The organism is Streptomyces litchfieldiae (assembly GCF_031845365.1).
Taxonomy (GTDB): domain Bacteria; phylum Actinomycetota; class Actinomycetes; order Streptomycetales; family Streptomycetaceae; genus Streptomyces; species Streptomyces litchfieldiae.
The window spans coordinates 99,927-123,386 of record NZ_JAVREL010000005.1 but is presented as its reverse complement, the minus strand read 5'-3'; the positions used below and the strand labels follow the sequence as shown (position 1 = coordinate 123,386).

The 23,460-nt window shown below is 74.0% G+C and carries 17 protein-coding genes; 7 read left to right on the top strand and 10 right to left on the bottom strand.

Going from position 1 to position 23,460, the window contains the following annotated elements; genetic code table 11:
- Nucleotides 1–88 precede the first annotated feature (88 nt).
- Together RM590_RS11180 and RM590_RS11175 are read left to right on the top strand one after the other, a co-directional pair.
- The gene (locus RM590_RS11180; protein ID WP_311704311.1) at nt 89–463 is read left to right on the top strand and encodes an STAS domain-containing protein; all 375 of its coding nucleotides are present in this window, start codon (nt 89–91) and stop codon (nt 461–463) included.
- Nucleotides 464–649: 186 nt separating this feature from the next.
- A complete protein-coding gene (locus RM590_RS11175; protein ID WP_311704310.1) occupies nt 650–1,129 on the top strand; it encodes an ATP-binding protein in 480 nt (159 codons plus the stop codon).
- 206 nt (nt 1,130–1,335) lie between these two features.
- On the opposite strand, the gene RM590_RS11170 is transcribed toward RM590_RS11175, so the two are convergent.
- Complete coding sequence (locus RM590_RS11170; RefSeq protein WP_394813848.1) at nt 1,336–2,472, bottom strand: flavin-containing monooxygenase; 1,137 nt, start codon at nt 2,470–2,472, stop codon at nt 1,336–1,338.
- A gap of 99 nt (nt 2,473–2,571) precedes the next feature.
- The gene (locus tag RM590_RS11165) at nt 2,572–3,222 is read right to left on the bottom strand and encodes a TetR/AcrR family transcriptional regulator (protein WP_311704308.1); all 651 of its coding nucleotides are present in this window, start codon (nt 3,220–3,222) and stop codon (nt 2,572–2,574) included.
- A 274-nt stretch (nt 3,223–3,496) separates the two neighbouring features.
- On the opposite strand from RM590_RS11165, the gene RM590_RS11160 reads away from it, so the two are divergent.
- Nucleotides 3,497–5,839, top strand: coding sequence for a serine/threonine-protein kinase (locus RM590_RS11160; protein WP_311704307.1), 2,343 nt, complete (start codon nt 3,497–3,499; stop codon nt 5,837–5,839).
- A gap of 306 nt (nt 5,840–6,145) precedes the next feature.
- Here RM590_RS11160 and RM590_RS11155 read toward each other — a convergent pair whose 3' ends face one another.
- Together RM590_RS11155 and RM590_RS11150 are read right to left on the bottom strand one after the other, a co-directional pair.
- Nucleotides 6,146–8,971 (bottom strand): AfsR/SARP family transcriptional regulator, encoded by a 2,826-nt coding sequence (locus tag RM590_RS11155; protein ID WP_311704306.1) that lies wholly within the window; start codon nt 8,969–8,971, stop codon nt 6,146–6,148.
- 342 nt (nt 8,972–9,313) lie between these two features.
- Nucleotides 9,314–9,931 carry a hypothetical protein gene (locus tag RM590_RS11150; protein ID WP_311704305.1) on the bottom strand — a complete coding sequence of 206 codons (618 nt, stop codon included), beginning with the start codon at nt 9,929–9,931 and terminating at the stop codon, nt 9,314–9,316.
- A gap of 120 nt (nt 9,932–10,051) precedes the next feature.
- Here RM590_RS11150 and RM590_RS11145 point away from each other — a divergent pair, with 120 nt between their 5' ends.
- Nucleotides 10,052–11,839 (top strand): endonuclease/exonuclease/phosphatase family protein, encoded by a 1,788-nt coding sequence (locus RM590_RS11145; RefSeq protein WP_311704304.1) that lies wholly within the window; start codon nt 10,052–10,054, stop codon nt 11,837–11,839.
- 70 nt (nt 11,840–11,909) lie between these two features.
- Here RM590_RS11145 and RM590_RS11140 read toward each other — a convergent pair whose 3' ends face one another.
- The 6 genes from RM590_RS11140 to RM590_RS11115 form a co-directional block, all read right to left on the bottom strand.
- Nucleotides 11,910–12,377: a hypothetical protein gene (locus RM590_RS11140; protein ID WP_311704303.1), complete on the bottom strand. Its 468-nt coding sequence runs from the start codon at nt 12,375–12,377 to the stop codon at nt 11,910–11,912.
- A gap of 167 nt (nt 12,378–12,544) precedes the next feature.
- Entirely contained in the window at nt 12,545–13,288 is a 744-nt protein-coding gene (locus RM590_RS11135) for an SDR family NAD(P)-dependent oxidoreductase (RefSeq protein ID WP_311704302.1), read from the bottom strand.
- Between the two features lie 333 nt (nt 13,289–13,621).
- Nucleotides 13,622–13,777, bottom strand: coding sequence for a hypothetical protein (locus tag RM590_RS11130; RefSeq protein ID WP_311704301.1), 156 nt, complete (start codon nt 13,775–13,777; stop codon nt 13,622–13,624).
- 180 nt (nt 13,778–13,957) lie between these two features.
- Entirely contained in the window at nt 13,958–14,266 is a 309-nt protein-coding gene (locus RM590_RS11125) for a hypothetical protein (RefSeq protein ID WP_311704300.1), read from the bottom strand.
- 186 nt (nt 14,267–14,452) lie between these two features.
- On the bottom strand, nt 14,453–17,383 hold the full coding sequence (locus RM590_RS11120) for an AfsR/SARP family transcriptional regulator (RefSeq protein WP_311704299.1): 2,931 nt from the start codon (nt 17,381–17,383) through the stop codon (nt 14,453–14,455).
- A 50-nt stretch (nt 17,384–17,433) separates the two neighbouring features.
- Complete coding sequence (locus RM590_RS11115; protein ID WP_311704298.1) at nt 17,434–18,942, bottom strand: CehA/McbA family metallohydrolase; 1,509 nt, start codon at nt 18,940–18,942, stop codon at nt 17,434–17,436.
- A gap of 123 nt (nt 18,943–19,065) precedes the next feature.
- Between RM590_RS11115 and RM590_RS11110 the strand changes: the two genes are divergently transcribed.
- The 3 genes from RM590_RS11110 to RM590_RS11100 all read left to right on the top strand — a co-directional run bounded on the left by RM590_RS11110 (nt 19,066) and on the right by RM590_RS11100 (nt 23,453).
- Entirely contained in the window at nt 19,066–21,672 is a 2,607-nt protein-coding gene (locus RM590_RS11110; protein ID WP_311704297.1) for a bifunctional FO biosynthesis protein CofGH, read from the top strand.
- A complete protein-coding gene (locus RM590_RS11105) occupies nt 21,669–22,787 on the top strand; it encodes an ADP-ribosylglycohydrolase family protein (RefSeq protein WP_311704296.1) in 1,119 nt (372 codons plus the stop codon). The genes RM590_RS11110 and RM590_RS11105 overlap by 4 nt, the downstream gene beginning before the upstream one ends.
- 87 nt (nt 22,788–22,874) lie before the next feature.
- Nucleotides 22,875–23,453 (top strand): DUF2264 domain-containing protein, encoded by a 579-nt coding sequence (locus RM590_RS11100; RefSeq protein WP_311704572.1) that lies wholly within the window; start codon nt 22,875–22,877, stop codon nt 23,451–23,453.
- Nucleotides 23,454–23,460: the final 7 nt, after the last annotated feature.

Sequence of the window (23,460 nt, the reverse complement as noted above, 5' to 3'; positions counted from 1 at the left end):
GCCCGGAAAGTGGGCAGGCCGGGGAGAGGGAATCGGTTTTTCGTGCGGACAGGCACGCCGAATACGGACGAGGGAAGGGCCCGGACCCGTGGCGTTGAAGGTGGCGGCAGAGCAGCGGGGGGAGTGGATCGTGCTGCGCGTCGTCGGTGAGCTGGACATGGCGACCTCGCCGACCGTTCGCCAGCACGTGCACGAGGCGGTGGCGGACGGGCGCCGACGGGTGGTGCTCGACCTGTCCGAGGTGCTGTTCTGCGATTCGAGCGGGGTGGGCGTGCTGGTGGCCGCGCGCCGGCTGCTGCGCTCGTGCGCCGGGGAGCTGCGGCTGATTCTGCCGGCCCGGGGCGCGGAGGACGGCTCCCATGTGAACCGGGTGCTGGCCGCGCTGGGCGTGCGACGGCTGTTCGACTGCTACCCCGATCTGGCCTCCGCCGCGGGCGGCGCGAGCACCGCGCTGTCCGCCTGAGTGGACCCTTAGTACTGTTCGAGCGGGCCGCCCGGGTGTCGCACAGTTTGGCGTGCGCTTACTCCTTTGCGCCGGAATATTCCTGAAGCACTTGTTGTCCGACTCGCCCGTCAATCATGCTGTCCCCAGCCGGGGTTGTGCCTCGGTGTGAGGGGATTTGTCCGCCCGGTTCGGATGGTGTGAACGGTGCAGGAGCAGGAGAAGCAGTTGGAGCTCGCCCCCGAGCCCACGGAAGTGGGGCGGGCTCGCAGGTGGGTGCGGGCGGAGCTGGCGAGCGGACGGCCGTTCCCGGTCCGTCCGGACGAGGCGCAGACGGACACCCTGGTGCTGCTCGTCTCCGAGCTGGTGACGAACGCGGTGGTGCACACCGGCCGCCCGGCCGTGCTGCGGCTGACCGCGCGCGTGCCGCCGCGGGGGAGGAACGTTCCGGTGCGGCTGGAGGTCGTGGACGACAGCAGCCGCGCGCCGCGGCCCCGGCGCGCGGAGGGCGAGGACACGGGCGGGCGCGGGCTGGAGCTGGTGGAGGTGCTGGCCGACCGCTGGGGCTGGCAGGCCGAGGGGGCGGGCAAGCGCGTCTGGTGCGAGCTGGACTGCGCGCCGCCCGGGCCGCCGCCGGCCGGTGATCAGACATCGGAGCGGGGGAGCAGGGTCGCGGCCGGGTATTGACGAGACGTGTTTGCTTGATCACCCTAAGGGAGGGTCCCGTCCGGGCCGTTGGAGGCCGGACCGGCGGGAGAAGGGTGATGCGTTGCGAGGGGACGTCGAGGCCGTTGCCTCGGCGAGTGCGGATCACCCGGTTCGGGGCCCCCTCCCCATGCGGGGAGGGGCGCCCTTCCTCGCGGCCGGGTGCTGGTTCAGAGCCGCCGGGTGCTTCAGAGCCGCCGGGTGATGGCGGTGGCGATCCGGGGCGCGTCGCGGGCGAGTTCGCGCAGGGCGCCGCTGATGGGGTTGGCGTAGCCGGTGAAGTAGAGCCCGGGGGCGGCGGGATGGGTGTCGCGGCCGTGCACCAGCGGGCGGCCCCGGCCGTCCAGGACGCCGAGATGGCCGACCAGCGGTTCCAGTCCGCGCCGGTAGCCGGTGGCGGCGATGACCACCTCGGGGCTGATGGTCTCCCCGTCCGCGAGCGTCACCTTGCCGCCGTCGAACGACACCACCGCGCCGACCGGTTCGACCTTCCGCTGGCGCACCGCGCGGATCAGGCCCACGTCCAGCACGGGAATGGCGCCCTCGCGCACCCGGGAGTAGAGGCCGGTTTCGGGGCGGGGCAGGCCGTACTCGGTCAGGTCCGGCAGCATCCGCTCCACTGGCCGGGCCAGCCGGTCCACCAGCCGGACGGGCAGCCGGCGGCAGAGGATCGCGCTGGCCTGGGAGGGCCAGCCGAGCGTGGCGCGGCGCAGGATGTGCGGCGTGGTGCGCACCGCCAGCCGGACCCGGGCGGCGCCGCCCGCCGCGAGGTCGGCGGCTATCTCGGAGCCGGTGTTCCCGGCGCCGACGACGAGGACGTCCCGCCCCGCGTAACGGCTCGGCTCGCGGTAGGCGCCCGCGTGCAGCAGTTCGCCGGTGAACGTGTCGCGGCCCGGCCAGTCGGGCACGTGCGGCGTGTGGTTGTAGCCGGTCGCCACCACCACCGCGGAGGCGTGCAACTGCCGGCCGCCGTTGGCGTGCAGCACCCAGTCGTCGTCGGGGCCGGGCCGGTCGACGCGGGAGACCTCCACACCCGCCGCCAGATCCACGCGGTGGTAACGCGCGTACGCCTCCAGGTACCGCACGAAGTCGTCGCGGCGCACCCAGCGCCCCGCGGAGCGGGGTATCGGCATGCCGGGCAGCGAGGACCAGCGGCGGGTGGTGTGCAGGCGCAGCCGGTCGTAGTGCCCGCGCCAGGAGGCGCCCACGTCACCGGACTTGTCCAGCACCACGGCCCGTATGCCGCGGTCGGCGAGCGCGGCGGCGGTGGCGAGCCCCCCGGGTCCGGCTCCGATGATGTGCACAGGCGGAATGGGCATGTTCATGAGCATACGGGGGCGGCCCCCGGCCCGGCAGGGTGGCGGCCGATCGCGCAGGGCGACGCGCCGTCCGGCGACAGGAACCGGGCGGCGGCGCGCCGTTCGTTACTTGACGGGCTTGCGGCCGGTGACGCCCAGGTGCACCAACTGCGCCAGCGCGGGCTTCAGATCGGCCTGCTTGGCGCCCAGCGCCTGAAGGCTCTTCGGCTGTGCGGAGACCGCCGCCAGCATCGTGACGAGGGAGCCCGCCACCGCGGCCGGGGACACGTCCTGTCCGGATGGCCGGCCCTTGGCCCGCAGGCCCTCGATCGACTCGGCCAGCGGCTTGACGAGAGCGCCCTGCACGCGCGTCCTGATCCGCACGAACCGGCGGTCGCCCTCGGCCGCGCCGAGGTCGATGACGCGCAGGATGGCGTCATGTTTCCGCCAGAACCCGAGGAAGCCGTCGACCAGCTCCTCGGCCGTCTCCCGGCCCGCCTTGCCGGCCCAGGAGCGGTCGGCCACCAACTGGGAGAGCTCGGCACTCTCCTTCACGGTCCCCTCCGCGATCTCCAGGACCGCGGCCTCGACATCGGGGAAGTATTGATAGAAAGTCGCAGGTGAGGTGCCTGCTTTACGGGCCACGTCGATGACTCTGACGTCCCGGTAGGGAGATGTCCCCAGCATTTTGCCGAGGCAGTCCAGAAGCTTCTGCCGCGTTGCCTGGCCGCGCCGGCCGGCGATGCGGCCGTCAACGGTTGTCACCTGTCCTGTCATGCCAGTCAGCTTATCGACGCGTGATCAAGGCGCGATTTGATCGCATCCGATCGGGGGTCGGGAACTTCCGCGCGCCTCTTTGCGTACCGGGGGGCGCGGCCGGGGAAAGGCAGTGCTGGTGGGGGCAACACGAACATTTCGCTCAATCCAGGCCCCGGGTTCGCCACTGTCAGCCCCGGGGGGAAGAATCGTCTCGGAGGTCCGCGGTACCGCGTGGCAATGAGATGCTGCACGGGGCGGCGAAGCAGCGCCCGTACGGGGAGGTGTCAAGCACATGGTGGAGCAGCTGACCCAGCACGATCCGCGGCGGATCGGGCCGTTCGAGGTGCTCGGCCGGCTGGGCGCCGGGGGCATGGGGCTGGTGTACTTGGCCCGTTCGGCGTCCGGCCGTCGCGTCGCGATCAAGACGGTGCGCAGCGAGCTCGCCGAGGATCAGCTTTTCCGGGTCCGGTTCACGCGCGAGGTGGAGGCCGCCCGCGCCGTCAGCGGCTTCTACACCGCGGCCGTGGTCGACGCCGATCCGCGCGCCGCCGTGCCCTGGCTGGCCACCGCCTATGTGCCGGCGCCGTCCATGGAGGAGATCGTCGCCGAGTGCGGGCCGCTGCCCGCGCAGGCCGTGCGCTGGCTAGCGGCCGGCATCGCCGAGGCGTTGCAGTCCATCCACGGCGCTGGCCTGGTGCACCGCGACCTCAAGCCGTCGAACGTGCTGGTCGTCGAGGACGGGCCGCGCGTCATCGACTTCGGCATCGCCTCCGGGGTGTCCAACACCCGCCTCACCATGACGAACGTCGCCGTCGGCACCCCGGCGTACATGTCGCCCGAGCAGGCCCGGGACTCCCGCAGTGTCAACGGCGCGAGCGACATCTTCTCGCTCGCCTCCACCCTCGTCTTCGCCGCCACCGGCCACCCGCCCTACCACGGGGCGAACCCGGTCGAGACCGTCTTCATGCTGCTGCGCGAGCGCCCCGACCTGTCCGGACTCCCGGACGAGCTGCGCCCGTTGATCGAGTCGCTGATGGTGCACAAGCCGGAGGACCGGCCCACCCCGTCCGATCTCCAGGCGCAGTTGGCCCCGCACCTGTTCGCCGCGAGCGACGACACCGGCAGCGCCTCGGCGTGGCTGCCGCCCGCCGCCGTCGCCATGATCGAGCGGCGCCGCGGCCGCAGCCCGCAGACGCCGACCCCCGCGCCCGAGGCGCAGCACGCCGGGGTCTCGGCGCCCTCGGTGGCGCCGCCGATGCCGTCCGCCCCGCCGTCGCTGCCGCCGCCCATCCCGGCCCCGCAGCCGTCGGGGACGACGGACGACCCGGTGCGGCTGCCCGGCTCCGGGATGCCGGTCGGCCCCGGCCCGCAGCGCGGCGAGCCCGCCGCGCCGGGCGACCACCTCGTGCCGCACTCGCCGGACTGGGCGCGCCCGCCCACCGGGGCCGCCGCCTCGCCCATCGTCAGCCCGTCCACGGCGCACCCCGGGCAGCGGCACCACACGGCCGACCCGGCGCGCTGGCGGCCCTGGCGCTTCCGGATGAACAACGACCTGTGGGGTTCGCCCACCGTGCGGGACGGTCTGCTGTACGTCACGTCGTTCGAGGTGCACGCCCTCGATGTGGCCAGCGGGCGGCGGCAGTTCAAGACGCGCGAGGTCGCCTGGTCGATGGCGGTCACCGGCGGCCGGGTGCTCGCCTCCGACGGCCCCAGCCTGTACGCGCTGGACTCCACCGACGGCTCGGACCGCTGGCGGGTGCCCACCGACACCTGGATCTACGCGCTGCGCGCCGAGCGCGGCACCGTCATCACCGCCACCCGGGGCGGCGGGGTGCAGGCGTGGGAGTCGGGCACCGGCGAGCGGCTGTGGGAGCTGTCCGGCGCGCAGGCCGACTTCGAGACCCATGACGCGGCGCCCGTGGTGCACGGCGGCGTTGTCTACGCGTGGGGCGAGGGGCAGCTCTACGCGCTGGAGGCGCGCACCGGCTCCGAGATGTGGCGGTACCCGGTCGGCGACACCTCGGTGACGGGTGGCGTTCCGGTGCGGGTCACGCCCACGGACGACGGCGCGGTGTACGTCTGCGCCGGGTCCCGGGTGCTGGCCCTGGACGCGGCGAGCGGCGCCGAGCGCTGGCGGTTCGACGCCCCGGCGGCGATCCTGTGCCCGGCGACCTACCAGTCGCCCAGCACCCGTTCCGCCGGGGTCTACTTCACGGACTACCTGGGCACGGTCTACGCGCTGGACGTGGCGACCGGCGACGACCGCTGGCGGATCGCCACCGAGGCCCGGCAGTCGGTCGAGCCGGTGGTGGTGGCCGACGGGCTGGTGCACCTGGGCAGCGGCACCGCGATGTACACGCTGGACGCGGTCAGCGGCACCCCGCGCTGGCGGTTCGCGGCGGGCGAGTCGATCGTGGGCTCGCCGGTGGTCACCCAGGGCCGGCTGCACTTCGGCTCCGAGGACCACTGCCTCTACACGCTGGACGCCGTCAGCGGGCGGCTGACCTGGAAGCTGGAGACGGGCGGCGCGATCACCGGTACCCCGGCGGCGGCCGACGGCATGGTCTTCGCCTGTAGCAAGGACCACTGCGTCTACGCCCTCGACGCGGCGCGGGGGACGCGGCAGGCGAACTGACGCTACCGCGCTGGCGCTTCGCTGGTACGGCCGTCGCGGATGGTGCGGGCCGTAGGTGGCTTGTCGCGCCCACGCGGCGGAGCCGCACGATGTCACGGTCCCGCGCCCCTGATGTGCGGCCCTGGTCGCGAACGTGACGGCCGTCAGTGGCTGGTCGCGCCCACGCGGCGGAGCCGCACGATGTCACAGCCCCGCGCCCCTTGGGGGGCTGCCTCGCCCGGCGTGAAGGTGCGGGTCGTTTGTGGCTGGTCGCGCAGTTCCTCGCGCCCCTTGCGGGGCGAGTTCCCCGTGCTCCTTGCGGGGCGTTCAGTCGTCCGCGGTCAGCTCGGCCAGCCTTGCGGTGACCGTTTCCGCGCCCGGGTGGGCCACCTCCGTGAACAGTCTCAGTGACTGGCGCAGCGTGGTGAGGCACTCCTCCCGGCGGCCGGCCGCGAGTTGGGCCTCGGCCAGGCGGGCCAGTGTCTCGGCCTCGCTCACCCGCTCCCGGCCCCGGCGCCAGTCCAGGGCGCGTTCGTAGTAGCCGATGGCCCGCTCGTGGTGGCCGAGGTGGTGGTGGACATAGCCGAGGCTGTCGAGCGCGGCGGCATGGCCGTTGGCGTTGCCGAGCTCCTGCTGCATCGCCAGCGCCTTCTCGCAGTAGCGCAGCGCCTCCTCATGGGCGCCGAGTGCCGCGTGGAACCAGCCGATGTTGTTCAGTGCCTGCGCCTGGCCCGCGCGGTGGCCGGAGGCGCGGTGCAGGATCAGCGCCTGCGTGACGTGCACCAGCCCCTCCCGCCGCCGGCCCTGCTGGTCCCGCAGATGGCCGAGATGGGAGTGCGTCCTGCCCTGCCCGGTCTTGTCGTCGAGCTGTTCGTAGAGGCGCAGCGCCGCCAGCAGATGGGCCTCGGTCTCGTCGAACTGGCCCAGCCGGTGGTACGCCTGGCCCAGGCCGAGGTGGGAGAGTGCCTGCGCGGGCAGGTCGAACAGCCGGCGCGCCGCGTCCAGCGCGATCCGGTGCGTGGTGACCTGGTGCTGTGCGTGCCCCTCCTGGAAGAGGAACGCGCGGCTGGCGTGGGCGAGTTGGGCCGCGTGGGCGTCGAACCCCAGATGCGCCGCCTGCCGGACGGCCGCCAGCAGCGCGGGGAGCTGGTCGGCGTACCAGGCCCGGGCCTGCGCCGCGTCGTGCAGTGGCGTGACGGTGACGTGCGGCTGGGCGGGGGCGGGCATGATCGGCGCCGTGACGTTCGGGTTGAGCAGGTCGTCGCCGGGGACTGCGCTGTGCAGGTAGTGGTCGAGGAGGCGGTGCAGCGCGGCCCGCCGCTCCTCCTTCGGGTCCTGGTCGAGCGTCAGCTCCAGGGCGTAGGCCCACAGCAGGTCGTGGGAGGCGTAGTGGCCCGGGGACCGCTGCCCGACCAGATGGGCGCGGACCAGCTCGGTCAGCAGCCGGCGCGCCACGGCGAGCGGCTCCCCGGCCAGGCTGGCGATGGCGGCCATGGTCAGATCGGGGCTCTCGGCCAGGCCGAGCAGCCGGAACAGCCGGGCCGCCTCCGGGCTGAGCGCCCGGTAGGACCAGGAGAAGACCGTGCGGACGTCCGTGCTGGGGTCCCCGCTGTCGAACACGTCCAGGCTGTCCCCGGAGCCGTAGGCGTCGCCGGGCAGCGTGGACAGGGGCAGCGCGGGCTGCGTGGTGGCCCGGGCCGCCACGATGGCCAGGGCCAGCGGCAGGCCCGCGCACAGGGCGATGATGTCGTCCATCGAGCCCTGCTCGCCGGGGAACGCGCCCGGCCCGAGGCGGCGGTCCAGCAGCTCGCGGGACTCGGCGGCGGAGAGCAGGTCCAGCGTGAGCTGGTGGGCGCCGTCGGTCACGGCGAGGCCGGTGAGCTCGTTCCGGCTGGTCACCAGGACCAGGGAGCCGGGGGAGGTGGGCAGCAGGGGGCGGACCTGGTCGGAGTCGCGCGCGTTGTCGAGCAGGATCAGCATCCGGCGGTCGGCCAGCAGACCGCGGAACAGGCCGACTTGGGCCTCGAACGCGGCCGGTATCCGGCTGGCCGGCACCTGGAGCGTGTCCAGGAAGACGCGCACCGCGTCGGCCGGCGGGACGGCGGAGTCGGTCGGCCCGAACCCGCGCAGGTTCAAATAGAGCTGGCCGTCCGGGTAACGGTCGCGGGCCCGGTGGGCCCAGTGCACCGCGAGCGCGGTCTTGCCCACCCCGCCGGTGCCCGCGATGACGCAGACGACCGGGGCGCCCGAGCCGCCCACCCGGTCCTTGCGGGCGAGCGCGTCCAGAATCTCCAGTTCGTAGGCGCGGCTGGTGAAGTGCTCGATGTCCGGCGGGAGCTGGCGCGGCACGGCGGGTGTGGCGGGGGCGGCGGGCGGCGCGGCGACGGGGGCCGGGGGCGACTGCCGCGGGACCGTGCGGGCGGGGTCGCCGCCGTTCAGGATCGCCTGGTGCGCGCGCTGCAACTCCTCGCCGGGCTCGATGCCCAGCTCCTCGACGAACTGCTGCCGCACCCGCCGGAACAGCGCCAGCGCCTCGGCCCGCCGACCGGTCTGGTGCAGCGACATCAGCAGGATGCCGACGGCCCGCTCCCGCAGCGGGTGCGCGGCGACCAGGGCCGACAGGTCGGCGGCGGCGTTCTGGGGCCGGCCCAGGTGCAGGTCCTGCACGGCGCGCTCCTCGTGCGCGGCCAGCCGTTCCTCCTCCAGGCCGGGCGCCACGGTCTCGGGCAGCCAGCGGCCGGCGACCTCGGCGAGCGCCGCGCCCCGCCACAACTCCAGGGCCTGGCCGAGCAGTTCATGGCCGCGCGTGGGCTCCTCGCGCTGGGCCAGCCGGACCAGGTCGCGGAAGCGGTGCAGGTCCACCCGGTCGCGGTCCACCCGCAGGCGGTATCCCTGGGCGGAGGTGGTCAGTTCGGCGTCGGTCCCGGACTCGGTGAGGGTGCGGCGCAGCCGGGAGACGCAGCCCTGCACGGAGTTGCGCGCGGAGACGGGCGGCCGGTCGCCCCATAAGGCGGTGATCAGCCGGTCGACCGGCACGGCCCGGCCGGGATCGAGCAGGAGCAAGGCCAGAACGGTGCGCTGCTGGGCGGTCACCGGCCCCAGCCGGTGTTCCCCCCGCCAGACGCCCACCGCGCCCAGGAGACGAAATTCCACGTCCAACGCGCTTCTCTCCCTCCCCGCGCCGCGGCCCCTGGGTTCAGTGGCGTGTCAGCACGATTTCAGCCGGTGCCGCCAGCCTATAAAGCCAGTGCGTTCCCCCGAGGCGTACGGCCGGTGCGACTGAACCCACGCGCCGTTGGGCGGGGGAGGCGGCATGCAAGTATCCGCCTCCCCCGCCTGCCAGGTCCTGTCCGGTCGGTCGATGGGGGTCCCCCGGACGGAGTCTGGGGGAGCAGCGAGGTGCCGTAGCGATGGGGGCACCTCCCAGCGTTAGCTGGGGGAGTCAAGGGCCCGGCCAGACCGGCCGGACAGGGCCTAGTGCCGCGCGCGGTGCCGTTACGCGGCGTCGCGGCGGTGCCGCCGGTGCCGGTGCCGGGGCCGGGGCTCGGCCTCGCCCTCCGGCGGCGGTGGCGCCTCACGGTCCCTCGGCCAGGGGCCGCGGCGCACCTCGCCCACCTCCTCACGCGGTTCGGCGCCCTCGTACTCCCGGCGTCCGGGTGCCGCGGGCGCGGCGGGTGCGACCTCGGCCCGGCGTTCCGCGATGTGCCGGCCGGCCATCCCCGCTGCGGTGATCAGCAGCAGCGTCCCGGCCGCCAGCGCGGCGGCGACGGGCCACTTCAGTCCGCCCTGGCCGATCGTCAGGTTGTCCGCGACCTGGTACTGCCGCACCATCCACAGGATCGTGAAGCCCAGCGTCAGGATCCCGGCGAGCAGCATCAGCAGCCGCGAGCGCAACAGGATCGCCGCCACCGCCAGCGCGGCGACGACCAGCATGGGCAGGAACATCCCGGTGATGAGATTCGCGTTGTCCGCGGTGATGCCGTCGCCCGTGAACAGCTCCGTCCACTTGAAATGCCGTCCGTCGCGGCTGCCGTACCAGTCGAAGAACACACTGGCGATGGCCGCTGCGGCGGCGATGGCGGCGAGCACGGATCCAAGCGCGTTACGCCACATATCGAGCCTCCCTCGGTGTGGCTGTTCGTATTCCGGCTCGTCTTCCGACGCTACGTGCCCCGGTCCCGGCCCGCACCCCGAACGGCGGCGGCCCGCTTGCGGGCACTAACCTCACCGGCCATGACCCCCACGCGCACGCTGCCCCTGCTCACCGCCGTGACCACGCTGGTCACCCTGGAGCTGCTGCGGCTCGCGGGCACCTCCGGATCCGTCGCCGGCGCCGTGTTCGCGCTGCTGGCCGCCGCGCCCGCCGGGCCCCTGGTGTGGTGGCTGGGACCCCGGCGCGCGCTGCCCGCCGCGCTCGGCGTGCTCGCCCTCGCGCGCCTGGTCGTGCAACTGCCCGCCGCCCGGACCGTTCCCGTGACGGCGCTCGCCGCCGGGGTCGCGCTGGCCGCCCTGCTGCTGACCGTCCGTGCCTGCGCCGCCACCTCGGGCAACGGGCCCGGGCGCGCGGCCCGCGCGCTGGCGCTGGCGGTGGCCGCCGATGTGGCGCTGCGGCTGCGGCTGGACCTGCTGGACCCGGTGTGGCACGGCGGAGTGGCCGGCTGGCTGTGGGCCCTGCTCCTGGCCGCGCCGCTCGCCGCGGGTGCCCGGGAGCTGTACCGGCGGCCGGGGGAGGGCGCCGGGGGCGGCGGCGTGGAGCTGGCGCTGCTGGGGCCCGCGCTGGCGCTGTACGCCGTCCTGTTCGCCTCGCCCGCGTTCGTGGCGGCGGAGGCCGGCTGGTCGGTCGCCGCGGGGCTGGCGATCGCGGCAGGTTCGGTCCTCGGCGTGGCCGCGCTGTCGCTGCCGCTGCCGCCGTGGGCGCCGCCGGCCGCGCTGCTGACCGCCGCCGTCGCGTTCACGCTGCTGCCCGACCTCGCCGCGCCCGCCGCCGCACTGGCGCTTGCCGCGCTGCCCGCCGCGCTGCGCCGGCTGCTGGCCATGCCCCGGCTGCGCACCGGCCGCGGCGCGCTGCTCGATCTCGCCCTGGCTGCCGCGGGCGCGGCGCTCGGCTACGGGCTGCTGGTGCTCGCGTTCCACCTGCGCTTCCTGGCCGGGCCGCTGTGCGTGCTGGCCGCGCTGGGCCTGGCCTGGGCGGCCACCCGGGGCGCGGCGCCGCGCCGGCTGGGCCACGCCTGGACGCCGGTGGTCCTGGCCACCCTGCTGCTGGCCGTGCCGCAGTTGGCCAACGCGCTGCGCGGCGGGCCCGCGCCGCTGCCCGAGGACACCGCGGGCGGCATGTACCGGCTGCTGAGCTGGAACGTGCATCACGCGGTGGACGGCGAGGGCGAGTTGGCGCCGGAGGCGCTGCTGGAAGTCATCCGGGGCTCCGGCGCCCAGGTCGTGGTGCTCCAGGAGGTGCCGCGCGGCTGGCCGGGCGCGGGCGGCCTGGACCTGGCGCACTGGCTGGAACGGCGGCTGGACGTGACGGCCGTGTGGGCGCCGGCCGCCGACCGGCAGTTCGGCAACCTCATCCTGACCAGCCTGCCCGTCGTCGACTCCGAGACTGTCGGACTGCCGCGGGCGGGCGGCGACATGGACCGCTCCTACGCGTCCGTCACCGTGCGGCTGACGGACGGCGAGGAGGCCCGGATCGTCGGCACCCACCTGGACGGCGGCGACTCCCCGGACGCGCGGCAGGCCCAACTGGAGCCGCTGCTGCGCGGCACCGGCGACGGCCGGCACACCGTGCTGGCCGGGGACCTCAACGCGCGGCCCGGAACGGGGGAGATCGACGCCGTCGAGGCGGCCGGGCTGCGCAGCGCCCAGGACGAGATCGGCGACCCGGACCGGGACACGGCCACCTCCCCGCCGCGCCGCGTGGACTGGATCTTCGGCGCGGCGGGAATCGCGTTCGGCGACTTCCGGCTGCTGGACTCGGCGGCCTCCGACCATCTGCCGCTGGCCGTCACGGTCTATCTCGACTGACGGCCGGGCGGATTTTGTCACCCCGGCCATTCCGCGTTGATTCCGGGGAATTGAGGCGACCGGTCGGCGTTCACTCACCGAACGGGGCGAGGCCGGTGTCCGGGCCCAGCCGGATGGTGTCGGGAAAGGCCAGCGAGTTGGCCGCGGTATGGAAATACCCGTACTCGCCGGGCCGCAGCGCGCCCCGCACCCGGCTCGTCAGCCACCGCGGCAACTCGGCGTGCAGCCCGTGCTTCGCGGCGAACACCGCGAAACGCTGCGGGCGGCCCGCGCCCCGGGTGGGGATCAGCTTCCCGTCCACCATCATCAGGCCCAGGAGCCCGGCCACCCGGGCGACCGCCTCGAACCGCTCATAGGAGTCGGAACCCCGGTGCTCCAGATGGTAGTTGTCGACATGGCCGTCCGGGTGGACGACGCTGAACAACCGCAGAATCCGGTTCTCGTCGATCAGGCACGTGCCCGGCTCGGCGATTCCGTCGAACTGTGTGCCATCGGCACGGCCGGTTCTTATCCGCACCGGCTCGGTATTGGTGTACACCTCTGCCCGGCCCCCTCGATCCGCTTCCGGGGTGGGAGATTACCCGGGCGCCCCCGGCGGAAACTCGTTCCCGCGGGCGGTGGTTGTGTGCGACCGTCGCACGGGGATTTGCGATTCCCCGCGCTTTTCAAAAGCGAGGTTGTTCAAAGGGCGTCTCGTCGGCGGATTCAAGCCAGACCGCCGGTGGCGCGCACATTCTGCGCGGTCAGCCACCGGCCGTCGGGACCGGCCAGGAAGGCCACCACGTCGGCCACGTCGGCCGGTTCCCCCAGCCGCCGCAGCGGGGTGCGGGCGGGCAGCCGCTCCAGCGCGGCGGCGGGATTGGTGCCGCGCAGCAGCTCGGTGTCGGTGGCGCCCGGGGACACGGTGTTGACGGTGATGCCGCGCGCGCCCAGCTCCATCGCGGCGACGGCGGTGAGCTGCTCCAGCGCGCCCTTGCTGGCCGCGTAGGCGGCGATGCCGGGGGAGGGGCGCACGGTGTTGAGCGTCGAGATGTTGATGATCCGGCCGCCGTCGCCCATGTGCCGGGCGGCATAGCGCATCGTATGGAACGGTGACCGCGCGTTGGTGCCCATCACCTGGTCGAACTGCTCGTCGGTGAGCTGGGCGAAGGGGGTCGGCGTGAACGCCAGCGCCGCGTTGTTGACCAGGATGTCCAGCCCGCCCAGCAGGGTCATGGCCGTTTCCATCAGCCGCTCGGCGGCGCCCTGTTCGGTGAAGTCCGCGGCCACGCCCCGGGCCTCGCCGCCCGCGAGGCCGACCGTCCGCTCGACGTCCTCGGCCGCCGCGGCGTTGGAGGCGTAACTGAACACGACCCGCGCGCCGTCGCGCGCCAGGCGCTCGACCACCGCCCGCCCGATCCCCCGCGAACCCCCGGTCACCACGGCCGACTTGCCCTTGAGCGCTGTCATGGCGCCACCGTAGCCGGGCCCCGGCCCGGGCGTCAGCCGGTCGCCGACTCCACCCGGGCGGCCGGGGCCGCCGGCCCCCACCGGCTGCTCTCCGGCCACCCGGGCAACGGGTCGGTCACCGGCCCGGACGACGCCCCCTCCACGCCGCCCGAGCCGACCACCGACTCCGGGCCTGTTCGGCGGCTCCCCCGTTACCGCCGAACAGCCCGAGGGAGACCAACCGCGCACCCCTGTGCGGTCGGTGCTTATGAGCATGACAGAGAGCAATAAACGAGCGATAAACGCCGATGGGCGGGCCCTTGCGGGCTCGCCCGGCTCCGGACGGGCGGACTCTCACCGGCCCAGCGGCGCGGAGCTCGACCAACTGTCGCCCGGCAGGGAGGCCGCCGGGGCGACATCGGTGTCGGAGGCCGCGAGCGCGGGCGTCGACCCCAGGCCGAGCGCGAGGGCGGCGGCGCAGACCATGAGTATCTTCCGGGTTTTGGACATGGGTACTCCTCAGGACGTCACGTGGCACTTGCCGTGGGCGTGGAGCGGTCGGGACGGGGTTGCGGCTGACGGACCCGGCGCGTCTCCATCCCCTTAGGATTCCCAACTCGCGCAGCAAGAACCGGCTGCAACGGCGTGCGGGCCGCTACAGCCGGTGGGGTCGGGTCCGATCCGGTCTGTCTAGCTCGGTTCGCCGTCCGCCGGTTCGCTGGTGGACCAGCTGTCGCCGAGGGGCGTGGCGGTGGGCTTCTTCTTGGTGGGCTTGCTGTCCGCCGTGGCGGGTTCGCTGGTGGACCAGCTGTCGCCCAGCGGCTTGACGGCGGGCTCGCTGGTGGACCAGCTGTCGCTGAGCGGTTTCGTTATGGGCTTGCCGTCCGCCGTGGCGGGTTCGCTGGTGGACCAGCTGTCGCCCAGTGGCTTGACGTCCGGCTTGCCGTCCTTGGCGGCCGACGTGCCCCCGTGCGGGTCCTTGGACTGGCTCTCGCTCACAATCAACTCCCGTTTCTTACCGAAAGGACGGCAGGCCCGCCCGCTCACTCCCCCGTGGTCCACGGGCGGACGCCGCCTCGCCATCACCCCCTTGAGGGGCGATGTGGTGCGCCCGAGCGTGGCATGCCGCGATAAACGATCCATGAATGAGTCGGCCCCGGTCCGGAACCCGTGGCCGTTGCAGGCTCAGACGGTCTGGGAGCCCAGAAGGTTGCGGACATCGGCGGCTTCCGCGCTGCCCTGCTCCTCGTATGTGCGCAGTGCCTCCTGCCAGCACGCCTGCGCGCGCCCGGCCTGCCCGATGTCGGCCAGCGCCCGGCCGAGGACGACGAGGACGTTGGCGCGGCGCCAGGGGCCGCCGACGTTGCGAAGCTGGGCGAGGGCCTGCTCCGCGAGCGTCGCGGCCTGGGCCGCGTCGCGCATGGCGACGTGGGTGGCGGCCATGCGGAAGAGGGTCATGCCCTCCCAGAGGCGCTGGCGGTGGGAGCGGAAGGTGGCAAGCGAGAGCGTGAACTGGCTGATGGCCGACTCGTGCTGGCCGTCCTCGGCAAGGGCGCGGCCGAGGGCGTACTGGCCGTTGGCCAGCCGGAGGTCGGAGCCGAGCGACCGCAGGATCTCCATGCACTGATCGGCGAGGCGGACGGCGTTGTCCGTGCGGCCGAGCATCAGGTTCACATGGGAGAGGTTCCCCAGGACGCTGGCCTCCCCCGGCCGGTTCCCGTCCGCGCGGAACTCCTCCAGGGCCCGCGTCAGATGGGCCTCCGCGTCCTCGTGCTGGCCCTGGTAGAGGGCGACGATGCCGCGCTCGTTGGCCGCGTGGCAGCGGCTGACCGGGTCGTCCGCTACCACGCCGAGCAGGAACGCGTGCCGCCCGTGGTTCTCCGAGGAGTCGAACCGTCCCGCGTGACTGTCCGCCTGGGCCAGCGCGATGTGGGCCCGGCCCTCCGTGCGCGCGTCCTCCGCCTTCTGCGCGGTGGACAGCGTCTCCTTGGCCGCGCGCTCGAACTGGAGGGAGAACGCGCCCGACTCCGACAGGTCCCGCGCGACCAGCAGCAGGTCCGCCGCCTTGCCGAACTGCGGCCCCAGCGGCGAGTTGCGCACACAGGCCAGGATGCAGTCGGCCTCGGTGAACAGCCACTCGACGGCCGACGCCGTCGTGGGGAACTCCAGGGCCGGGTACTGCGTCGCGTGCAGATGCGCGGTGAGCCGGTCGCCCGGCCGCTGCATCTCGTACACCCGGGCCGCCGTCGCCAGGTAGAAGTCAAGCAGCCGGGACCGGGCGGCCTCCCGCTCCGGCGGGGGCTGCTCGTCACGCTCTGCGCAGGAGCGGGCGAACAGCCGCACCAGGTCGTGGAATCGGTAACGGCCCGGCGCGGCGGACTCCAGCAGGGAGGTGTCGACGAGGGATTCCAGCAGGAATTCGGTCGTGGCCGGGGACCGGTCGAGCAGGGCGGCGGCGGCCGGCAGGGAGATGTCGGGGCCGTCGGCCAGGCCCAGCAGGCGGAAGGCGCGGGCCTGTTCACGCTCCAGTTGGCCGTAGCCGAGCTCGAAGGTGGCCTTGACCGCCTGGTCGCCGGCCTGGAGCTCGTCCAGCCGGCCGCGCTCGTCGCTGAGCTTGCGCGCCAGCACGGTCACGGTCCAGGTGCGGCGGGCGGCCAGCCGGGAGGCGGCGATCCGGATGGCCAGCGGCAGGAACCCGCAGGCCGCCACGACGTCCATCGCGGCGTCCCGTTCGGCGTTGACCCGCTCCGGGCCGACGATGCGGGTGAAGAGGGTGAGCGCCTCCTCGGGGCTCATCACGTCGAGGTCCACCAAGTGCGCCCCGGCCAGGTCCACCATGCGCACCCGGCTGGTGATCAGCGTGGCGCAGCCCGGGGTGCCCGGCAGCAGGTGCCGGACCTGCGCGGCGTCCCGGGCGTTGTCCAGCAGGGTCAGCACGCGGCGGCCGTCGAGCAGCGAACGGTAGAGCGCGGCCCGCTCGTCGATGCCCTCCGGGATCGACGCGTCGGGGGTGCCCAGCGCGCGCAGGAACGCGGCCAGCACGGCCCCCGGGTCGGCCGGGGCCGAGCCCGCGCCGTACAGGTCCACGTAGAGCTGTCCGTCCGGGAAGTGCTCGCGTGCGGCGTGCGCGACCTGCACGGCCAGCGTGGTCTTGCCCACCCCGCCGATGCCGGCCACCGCGGAGACGGCCATCACCCGGCCGCCCGCCGCGGCCAGTTGGGCGCCCAGCTCCGCGACGAACGCGGCGCGCCCCGTGAAGTCCGGGACGGTGGCGGGCAACTGGGCGGGCCGCACGATGGCCGCCTGGGCGGCCGACTGCTGGCCCCCCTGACTCAGCGACGCGTCCGCGTTCAGAATCCGCTGCTGAAGATCCGACAGCTCCGCCCGCGGCTCCACGCCCAGCTCGTCGATCAGCAGCTTCCGCGCGTCCGCGTAGACGGCCAGCGCCTCGGCCTGCCGCCCGCTGCGGTACAGCGCGAGCATCAGCAGCTCGCGCAGCCGCTCCCGCAGCGGGTGCTGGGTCGTCAGGGCGGTCAGCTCCGACACCGACTCGGCGTGCAGCCCCGCCTGAAGGCCCACGTCCAGGCGCAACTCCTGGAGAACGAGCCGCTGTTCGGCCAGCCGGGCGTGCTGGAGCTCGGCCTCCGGGCCGGGCACGCCGCCCAGCGCCTCGCCGTCCCACAGCTCCAGGGCCTTGCCGTACAGCTCGTGCGCCCGCATCAACTCGCCGGTCGCGGTGGACTTCTCGGCCGCCGCCGACAGCTTGCCGACGGTGTCCACGTCCAGCTCGTCGAACGGGCCGAGCCGCAGCGCGTACCCGCCCATCTCGGTGACCAGCACCCCGGTGCGCGGCGCGAACGCCTTCCGCAGCCGGGACGCGTAGGTGCGCAGCGCCGCCAGCGCCTGCTGCGGCGGCTCGTCGCCCCACAGCGCGTCGACGAGCTCCTGCGCGGTGGCCGTGCGTCCGCCGCGCAGCAACAGGGCGGCGAGCAGGGCCCGTTGTTGAGGGGAACCGGACGGCAGCGGGCGGTCTCCGTGCCAGGCGCGTACCGGTCCCAGCACGGCGAAGTGCAAGGTAGGCGTGTGTCCCCCCGTGGTCCCCTCACCAACGACCATGGTGTCCTCTGTCTTCTTGCCTCTTCAACGTATGGGGCGAACGTTGAAGTCTATCGGTCCTGGCTGCCCCCGAGAAAGACCGGATTCGTCATCGCGGCCATCGGTCCTGGCAGTCCGGACGCGCCTCCGTCGGCGGGCGCGTGCCGGATCTCCGCCCGTACGTGTGCGACGTTGGAGACGGTGGTCCGCCACGTGACGGTTCCCCGGCCGTCGGCGGGCAATCGCTCACCGCGCATCACGCCCTGGTCGGAGATCAGCCGGACGACGCCGTCGGGCACGCCGGAGGCCGCGAGCCGTACCGTGACCTTCGCGTCGGCCGGGGCGTCGAGCCGTTCGCCGATGCCGGCGTGCCGGCCGTGTTCGTCGCTGACGGTGAAGTCCAGCTCGACGTCGGCGGATTCGGCGAGGTAGCTGCGGCCGGCGGCGATGCCGTCCAGGATCGCGCGCCGCGTCAGGTCGTCGGCCAGCACCACCGTCTGCGGCAGGCCGACGGCCTGCGGCTCCCGGTGCGCGTCGCTGTTGCCCATGGCCGGCAGCCAGGCCCGGCCGTCGCGCAGCAGCGTCTCCCAACTGGCCAGCGCCAGCTCGTCCTCCGGGGTCCAGGGGCCGTTCCACAGTTCGACGGCGTCGGCCTCCCGGAAGCCGAACCTCCAGGAGCAGCCGATGCACGTCGCGTGGGCGTGCGCCGGGACCACCAGCCCGCCGGCCCGGTGGATCCGGCGCGCGTAACGGGCGTACGCGTCGTCGCGGACCCGGTAGCGCCAGTCGACGAACGTGCCGGGGTCGATGCCGAGCGCCAGGTAGTGGCCGTTGCGCGTGGTCACCTCCTCGCCGCACAGCACCAGCAGGTCGTCGCCCCACAGGCCGCCCCACGCGCCGTGCCCGGAGCTGGTGTTGTGCTCGGTGGTGACGATGAAGTCCAGCCCGGCCGCGCGGGCCGCCGCCGCCACCTCGGCCGGGGTGCGGGCGCCGTCGGAGTACACGGTGTGCAGGTGGCAGTCGCCCCGGTACCAGGCCCGGCCGCGCCCGGCGGCCCGCTCCGGCGGGTACACCGGCCGCGGCGTCGTCCCGGCCGGGCCCGCGTCGAGGGTGATGGTCACCTCGTAGTCCAGGCCCTGGGGCGCCACGGTGTAGGGGCCGAGAACGATGTGCCAGGTGCCCGCGTTCACCGGGCCGGCGAGATAGCCGGGCGTCGCCTCCTCGGCCGAGATCGCGAACTCGGTGCGGAAGCCGCCCGACCAGCCGCGGAAGCCCCGGCCCGGCAGGTCGGTGCCGCGCTCGTCGAAGACGCCGATGTCCAGCGCGTTCCCGGGGGTGCCGGCCGGGACCCGCGGCCGGTCGTAGGTGTAGGAGACGGCGATCCGCCGTACGCCGACCGGCACTTCGACGGGCAGATAGACGAAGTCCGGTGCGCCGGTGGCCAGATGGCCGCGCACGGTGCGTGTCCCGGTGCCGTCGCCGGAAGTTCCCTGGGCCTGCGCGAATTCCACCGGCGCCAGGGTAATCGCCGTGGCCCCGCCCGTCGCGGCGCCGAGCCGGAGCACTTCGCGTCGGTTCACGCCGCTGTCCGACGTGGCCACCGTCACATCGGCGGCTGGCGTCCGGGAGAAACACGAGGAAGGAGCGGGTACACGGCTGGCGACGCCGTGTTCGCCTGTTCGGCTCCCTCTTATGCTCGTGGAATGACGACGAGCGCGCAGGTACCGACTGCCAACGCGATGCGGCGCGCGCTGCGCCGCGCCGCGGACGGGGTGGCCCTGGACGTGGCGGAGGCAGCCGTGCTGCTCCAGGCCCGGGACGCCGATCTGGAGCGGCTGGCCGGAGCGGCGGCCCGGGTGCGGGACGCCGGCCTGGAGGCCGCCGGCCGGCCCGGTGTGATCACGTACTCGAAGAAGGTGTTCATCCCGCTCACCCGGCTGTGCCGGGACCGCTGCCACTACTGCACCTTCGTCACGGTGCCGGGCAAGCTGCGGGCGGGCGGCCATGGGATGTTCCTGTCGCCGGACGAGGTGCTGGACATCGCCCGCCGGGGCGCCGAAATGGGCTGCAAGGAGGCCCTGTTCACGCTGGGGGACAAGCCGGAGGACCGCTGGCCGGAGGCGCGTGAGTGGCTGAACGCGGCCGGCTACGACGACACCCTCGCCTATGTGCGGGCGATGGCGGTTCGCGTGCTGGAGGAGACCGGCCTGCTGCCGCACCTCAACCCGGGCGTGCTGTCCTGGACCGACTTCCAGCGGCTGAAGCCGGTGGCGCCCTCCATGGGCATGATGCTGGAGACGACGGCGACGCGGCTGTGGTCGGAGCCGGGCGGCCCGCATTACGGCTCGCCCGACAAGGAGCCCACCGTGCGGCTGCGGGTGCTGGAGGACGCCGGCCGTTCCAGCGTGCCGTTCACCACCGGCCTGCTCATCGGCATCGGCGAGACCTTCGAGGAGCGCGCCGAGTCCATCTTCGCGATGCGCAAGGTGGCCCGCGCCTACCGGGGCGTTCAGGAAGTCATCGTGCAGAACTTCCGCGCCAAGCCCGACACGGCCATGCGCGGCATGCCCGACGCGGAGCTGGCCGAGCTGGCGGCGGCCGTCGCCGTGACCCGGCTGCTGCTCGGCCCGGCGGCCCGCGTCCAGGCGCCGCCCAACCTGGTCGACGAGGAGTACGCGCTGCTCATCCGCGCCGGCATCGACGACTGGGGCGGCGTCTCCCCGCTCACCCCGGATCACGTCAACCCGGAGCGGCCCTGGCCGCACATCGACGAGCTGGCCGCGCGCACCGCCGCGGCCGGCTTCACCCTGCGCGAACGGCTCACGATCTACCCGGAGTTCATCAAGCGCGGCGAGCCCTGGCTGGACCCCAGGCTGCTGCCGCACGTCACCGCGCTGGCCGACCCGGACACCGGGCTGGCCCGCGAGGACGCGATCCCGCGCGGGCTGCCCTGGCAGGAGCCGGACGAGCCGCTGACCGCCGCCGGCCGCACGGACCTGCACCGTTCCATCGACACCACGGGCCGCACCGGCGACCGGCGCGACGACTTCGACGAGGTGTACGGCGACTGGGAGGAGCTGCGCGACCTGGCCGCGCCCGGCATGGTCCCGGAGCGTCTGGACGGCGACGTGCGCGAGGCACTCTCGGTGGCCGCCGACGATCCGACGAAGCTCACCGACGGCCAGGCGCTGGCGCTGCTGCACGCCGACGGGCCCGCGCTGGACGCGCTCTGCCGCGTCGCGGACGACCTGCGCCGTTCCGTGGTGGGCGAGACCGTGACCTACATCGTCACGCGCAACATCAACTTCACCAACGTCTGCTACACCGGCTGCCGGTTCTGCGCCTTCGCCCAGCGCCGCACCGACGCCGACGCCTACACCCTCTCCCTGGACCAGGTCGCCGAGCGCGCCGCGCAGGCGTGGGACGTGGGCGCGGTCGAGGTCTGCATGCAGGGCGGCATCCACCCCGACCTGCCGGGCGACGCCTACTTCGACATCGTCCGCGCCGTGAAGGAGCGGGTGCCGGAGATCCACGTCCACGCGTTCTCCCCGATGGAGGTCGTCAACGGCGCGACCCGCACCGGGATGTCGATCACCGACTGGCTGACGGCCGCGCGGGAGGCCGGGCTCGACACCATCCCCGGCACGGCCGCGGAGATCCTGGACGACGAGGTCCGCTGGGTGCTGACCAAGGGCAAGCTGCCGGCCGCCACCTGGACCGAGGTCGTCACCACGGCGCACGAGCTGGGCCTGCGGTCCTCCTCCACCATGATGTACGGGCACGTGGACCAGCCCCGGCACTGGCTGGGACACCTGCGGACGCTGGCCGCGATCCAGCGGGGCAACGAGGAGAAGGGTGTGGCCGGGTTCACCGAGTTCGTGACGCTGCCGTTCATCCACACCAACGCCCCCGTCTATCTGGCGGGCATCGCCCGCCCCGGGCCCACCCCCCGCGACAACCGCGCGGTCACGGCCATGGCCCGGCTGCTGCTCCACCCGCACATCACCAACATCCAGACGAGCTGGGTGAAGCTGGGCACCGAGGGCGCCGCCGAGATGCTGCGCTCCGGCGCCAACGACCTGGGCGGCACACTGATGGAGGAGACCATCTCCCGGATGGCGGGCTCCACTTACGGCTCCTACCGCTCGGTGGCCGACCTGCGCGCCATCGCCGAGGCCGCCGGCCGGCCGTCCCGGCTGCGCACCACCACCTACGGCGAGGTCACCGCCGAGCGCGGCGAGCGGGCCCTGGCCGCCGACGGTCAACTGCCCCGGCTGCTGCCGGTCATCGGATCGGGGGCCGGGGCATGACCGCGCCGGTCGGCGGCGCGCTGTGGGGGCGCGCGGAGCAGCAGGACTTCCGCAGCCGGGTCCGGGGCTGTCTGCTCGGCGGGGCGATCGGGGACGCGCTGGGCGCGGGCATCGAGTTCGACTCGCTGGCCGCGATCCGGGAGGCGCACGGTCCCGACGGCGTGACCGACTACGTGCCGGCCTACGGGCGGCGCGGGGCGATCACGGACGACACGCAGATGACGATGTTCACGGTCGACGGGCTGATCCGGGCCCATGTGCGGCGGGACACCGGCGCGTGGCATCCGCCGACGGACGTGCACGCCGCGTACCGCCGGTGGTTCACCACGCAGCGCGAGTGGGGGCCGGACGAACGGCGGCCGGGCGACGGCTGGCTGGCCCGCCAGGAGTGGCTGTACGCGCAGCGGGCGCCGGGCCGGGCCTGTCTGAGCGGGCTCGGCGACGCGGTGATGGGCACGGTCGAGAAGCCGAAGAACCCCGACTCCAAGGGCTGCGGCACGGTGATGCGCTCCGCGCCGTTCGGGCTGCTGGTCGGCTGGGAGCCGCAGTTGGTGTTCCAGTTGGGCGTGGAGTGCGCGGCGCAGACGCACGGCCACCCCACCGGAATCCTGGCGGCGGGCGCGTTCGCCGCGATCGTGCACGCGCTGGTGCGCGGCGACGATCTGGACGCGGCGGTGCAGAAGGCGCTGGTGCAGCTCCAGTCCCGGCCGGGCCACGACGAGACGACGGAGGCGCTGAAGAGGGCGCTGGGCACGGTCCGGCAGGGCATGCCGAGCCCCGAGCGGGTCGAGTCGCTGGGCGAGGGCTGGACGGCGGAGGAGGCGCTGGCCATCGGCGTGTACTGCGCGCTGGTGGCGGAGGACATGCGGCACGGCCTGCTGCTCGCCGTGAACCACGGCGGCGACTCCGACTCCACCGGCTCCATCTGCGGCAACCTGCTGGGCGCGCTGCACGGCGAAACGGCCCTCCCGCCCGCCTGGCTGGCGGAGCTGGAGGGGCGGGCGACCATCCTGGAACTGGCCGACGACTTCGCGATGGAGATGACCCAGGGCCCGGCCCTGCACGGGCCCGGCGACTCCGCCCGCGTCTGGCTGGAGCGCTACCCCCGCGCCTGACCGGACCGTGCGTGGTCCGAGACGTGAGAAAGGCGACCCCCACGTGACCATCCCCGCCGACGACTCCGGCCTCACCCCGCGTACGCCATCGCCGCCACCGACGCCTGGTACCGGGGCGACGGCTGGTACACCGACGGCGGCGAGCGGAACTTCGACCACTACAACGGCTGGGCGATGCACTTCTACCCGCTGTGGTACTGCCGCGTCTCGGGCGCGGACGCCGAACCGGGCCTGGCCGACCGCTACCGCGAGCGGCTGCGCCTCTTCCTCGCCGACGCCGCGCACCTCGTCGCGGGGAACGGCTCCCCGCTGCACCAGGGCCGTTCCCTCGTCCACCGGTTCGCCGCCGCCGCACCGCTGTGGACCGGCGCCCTCTTCGACGCCATGCCGCTGCCGCCCGGGCTGACCAGCGCGCTGGTGGCGCGGCCCGGCACCGGCACGGTGACGCCGCACCGCGCCGAGGGCGCCAACGCGTTCGGCCGGCACAGCGCCACCCCCGTCTACGAGGGGACCGGCCCGGCGCACGCCGTCGCGCTGTTCCTCGGCGTGATCCCGGACGGAACGCTGCCGCCCGCCCCGGACTGGGAGTTCACGGCGGAGGGCGTCACGGTGTCCTGGCCGGACGGCACCACCGACACGGTGCGGCTCGCCGGGCACTCGGCGTAAAAAGGGG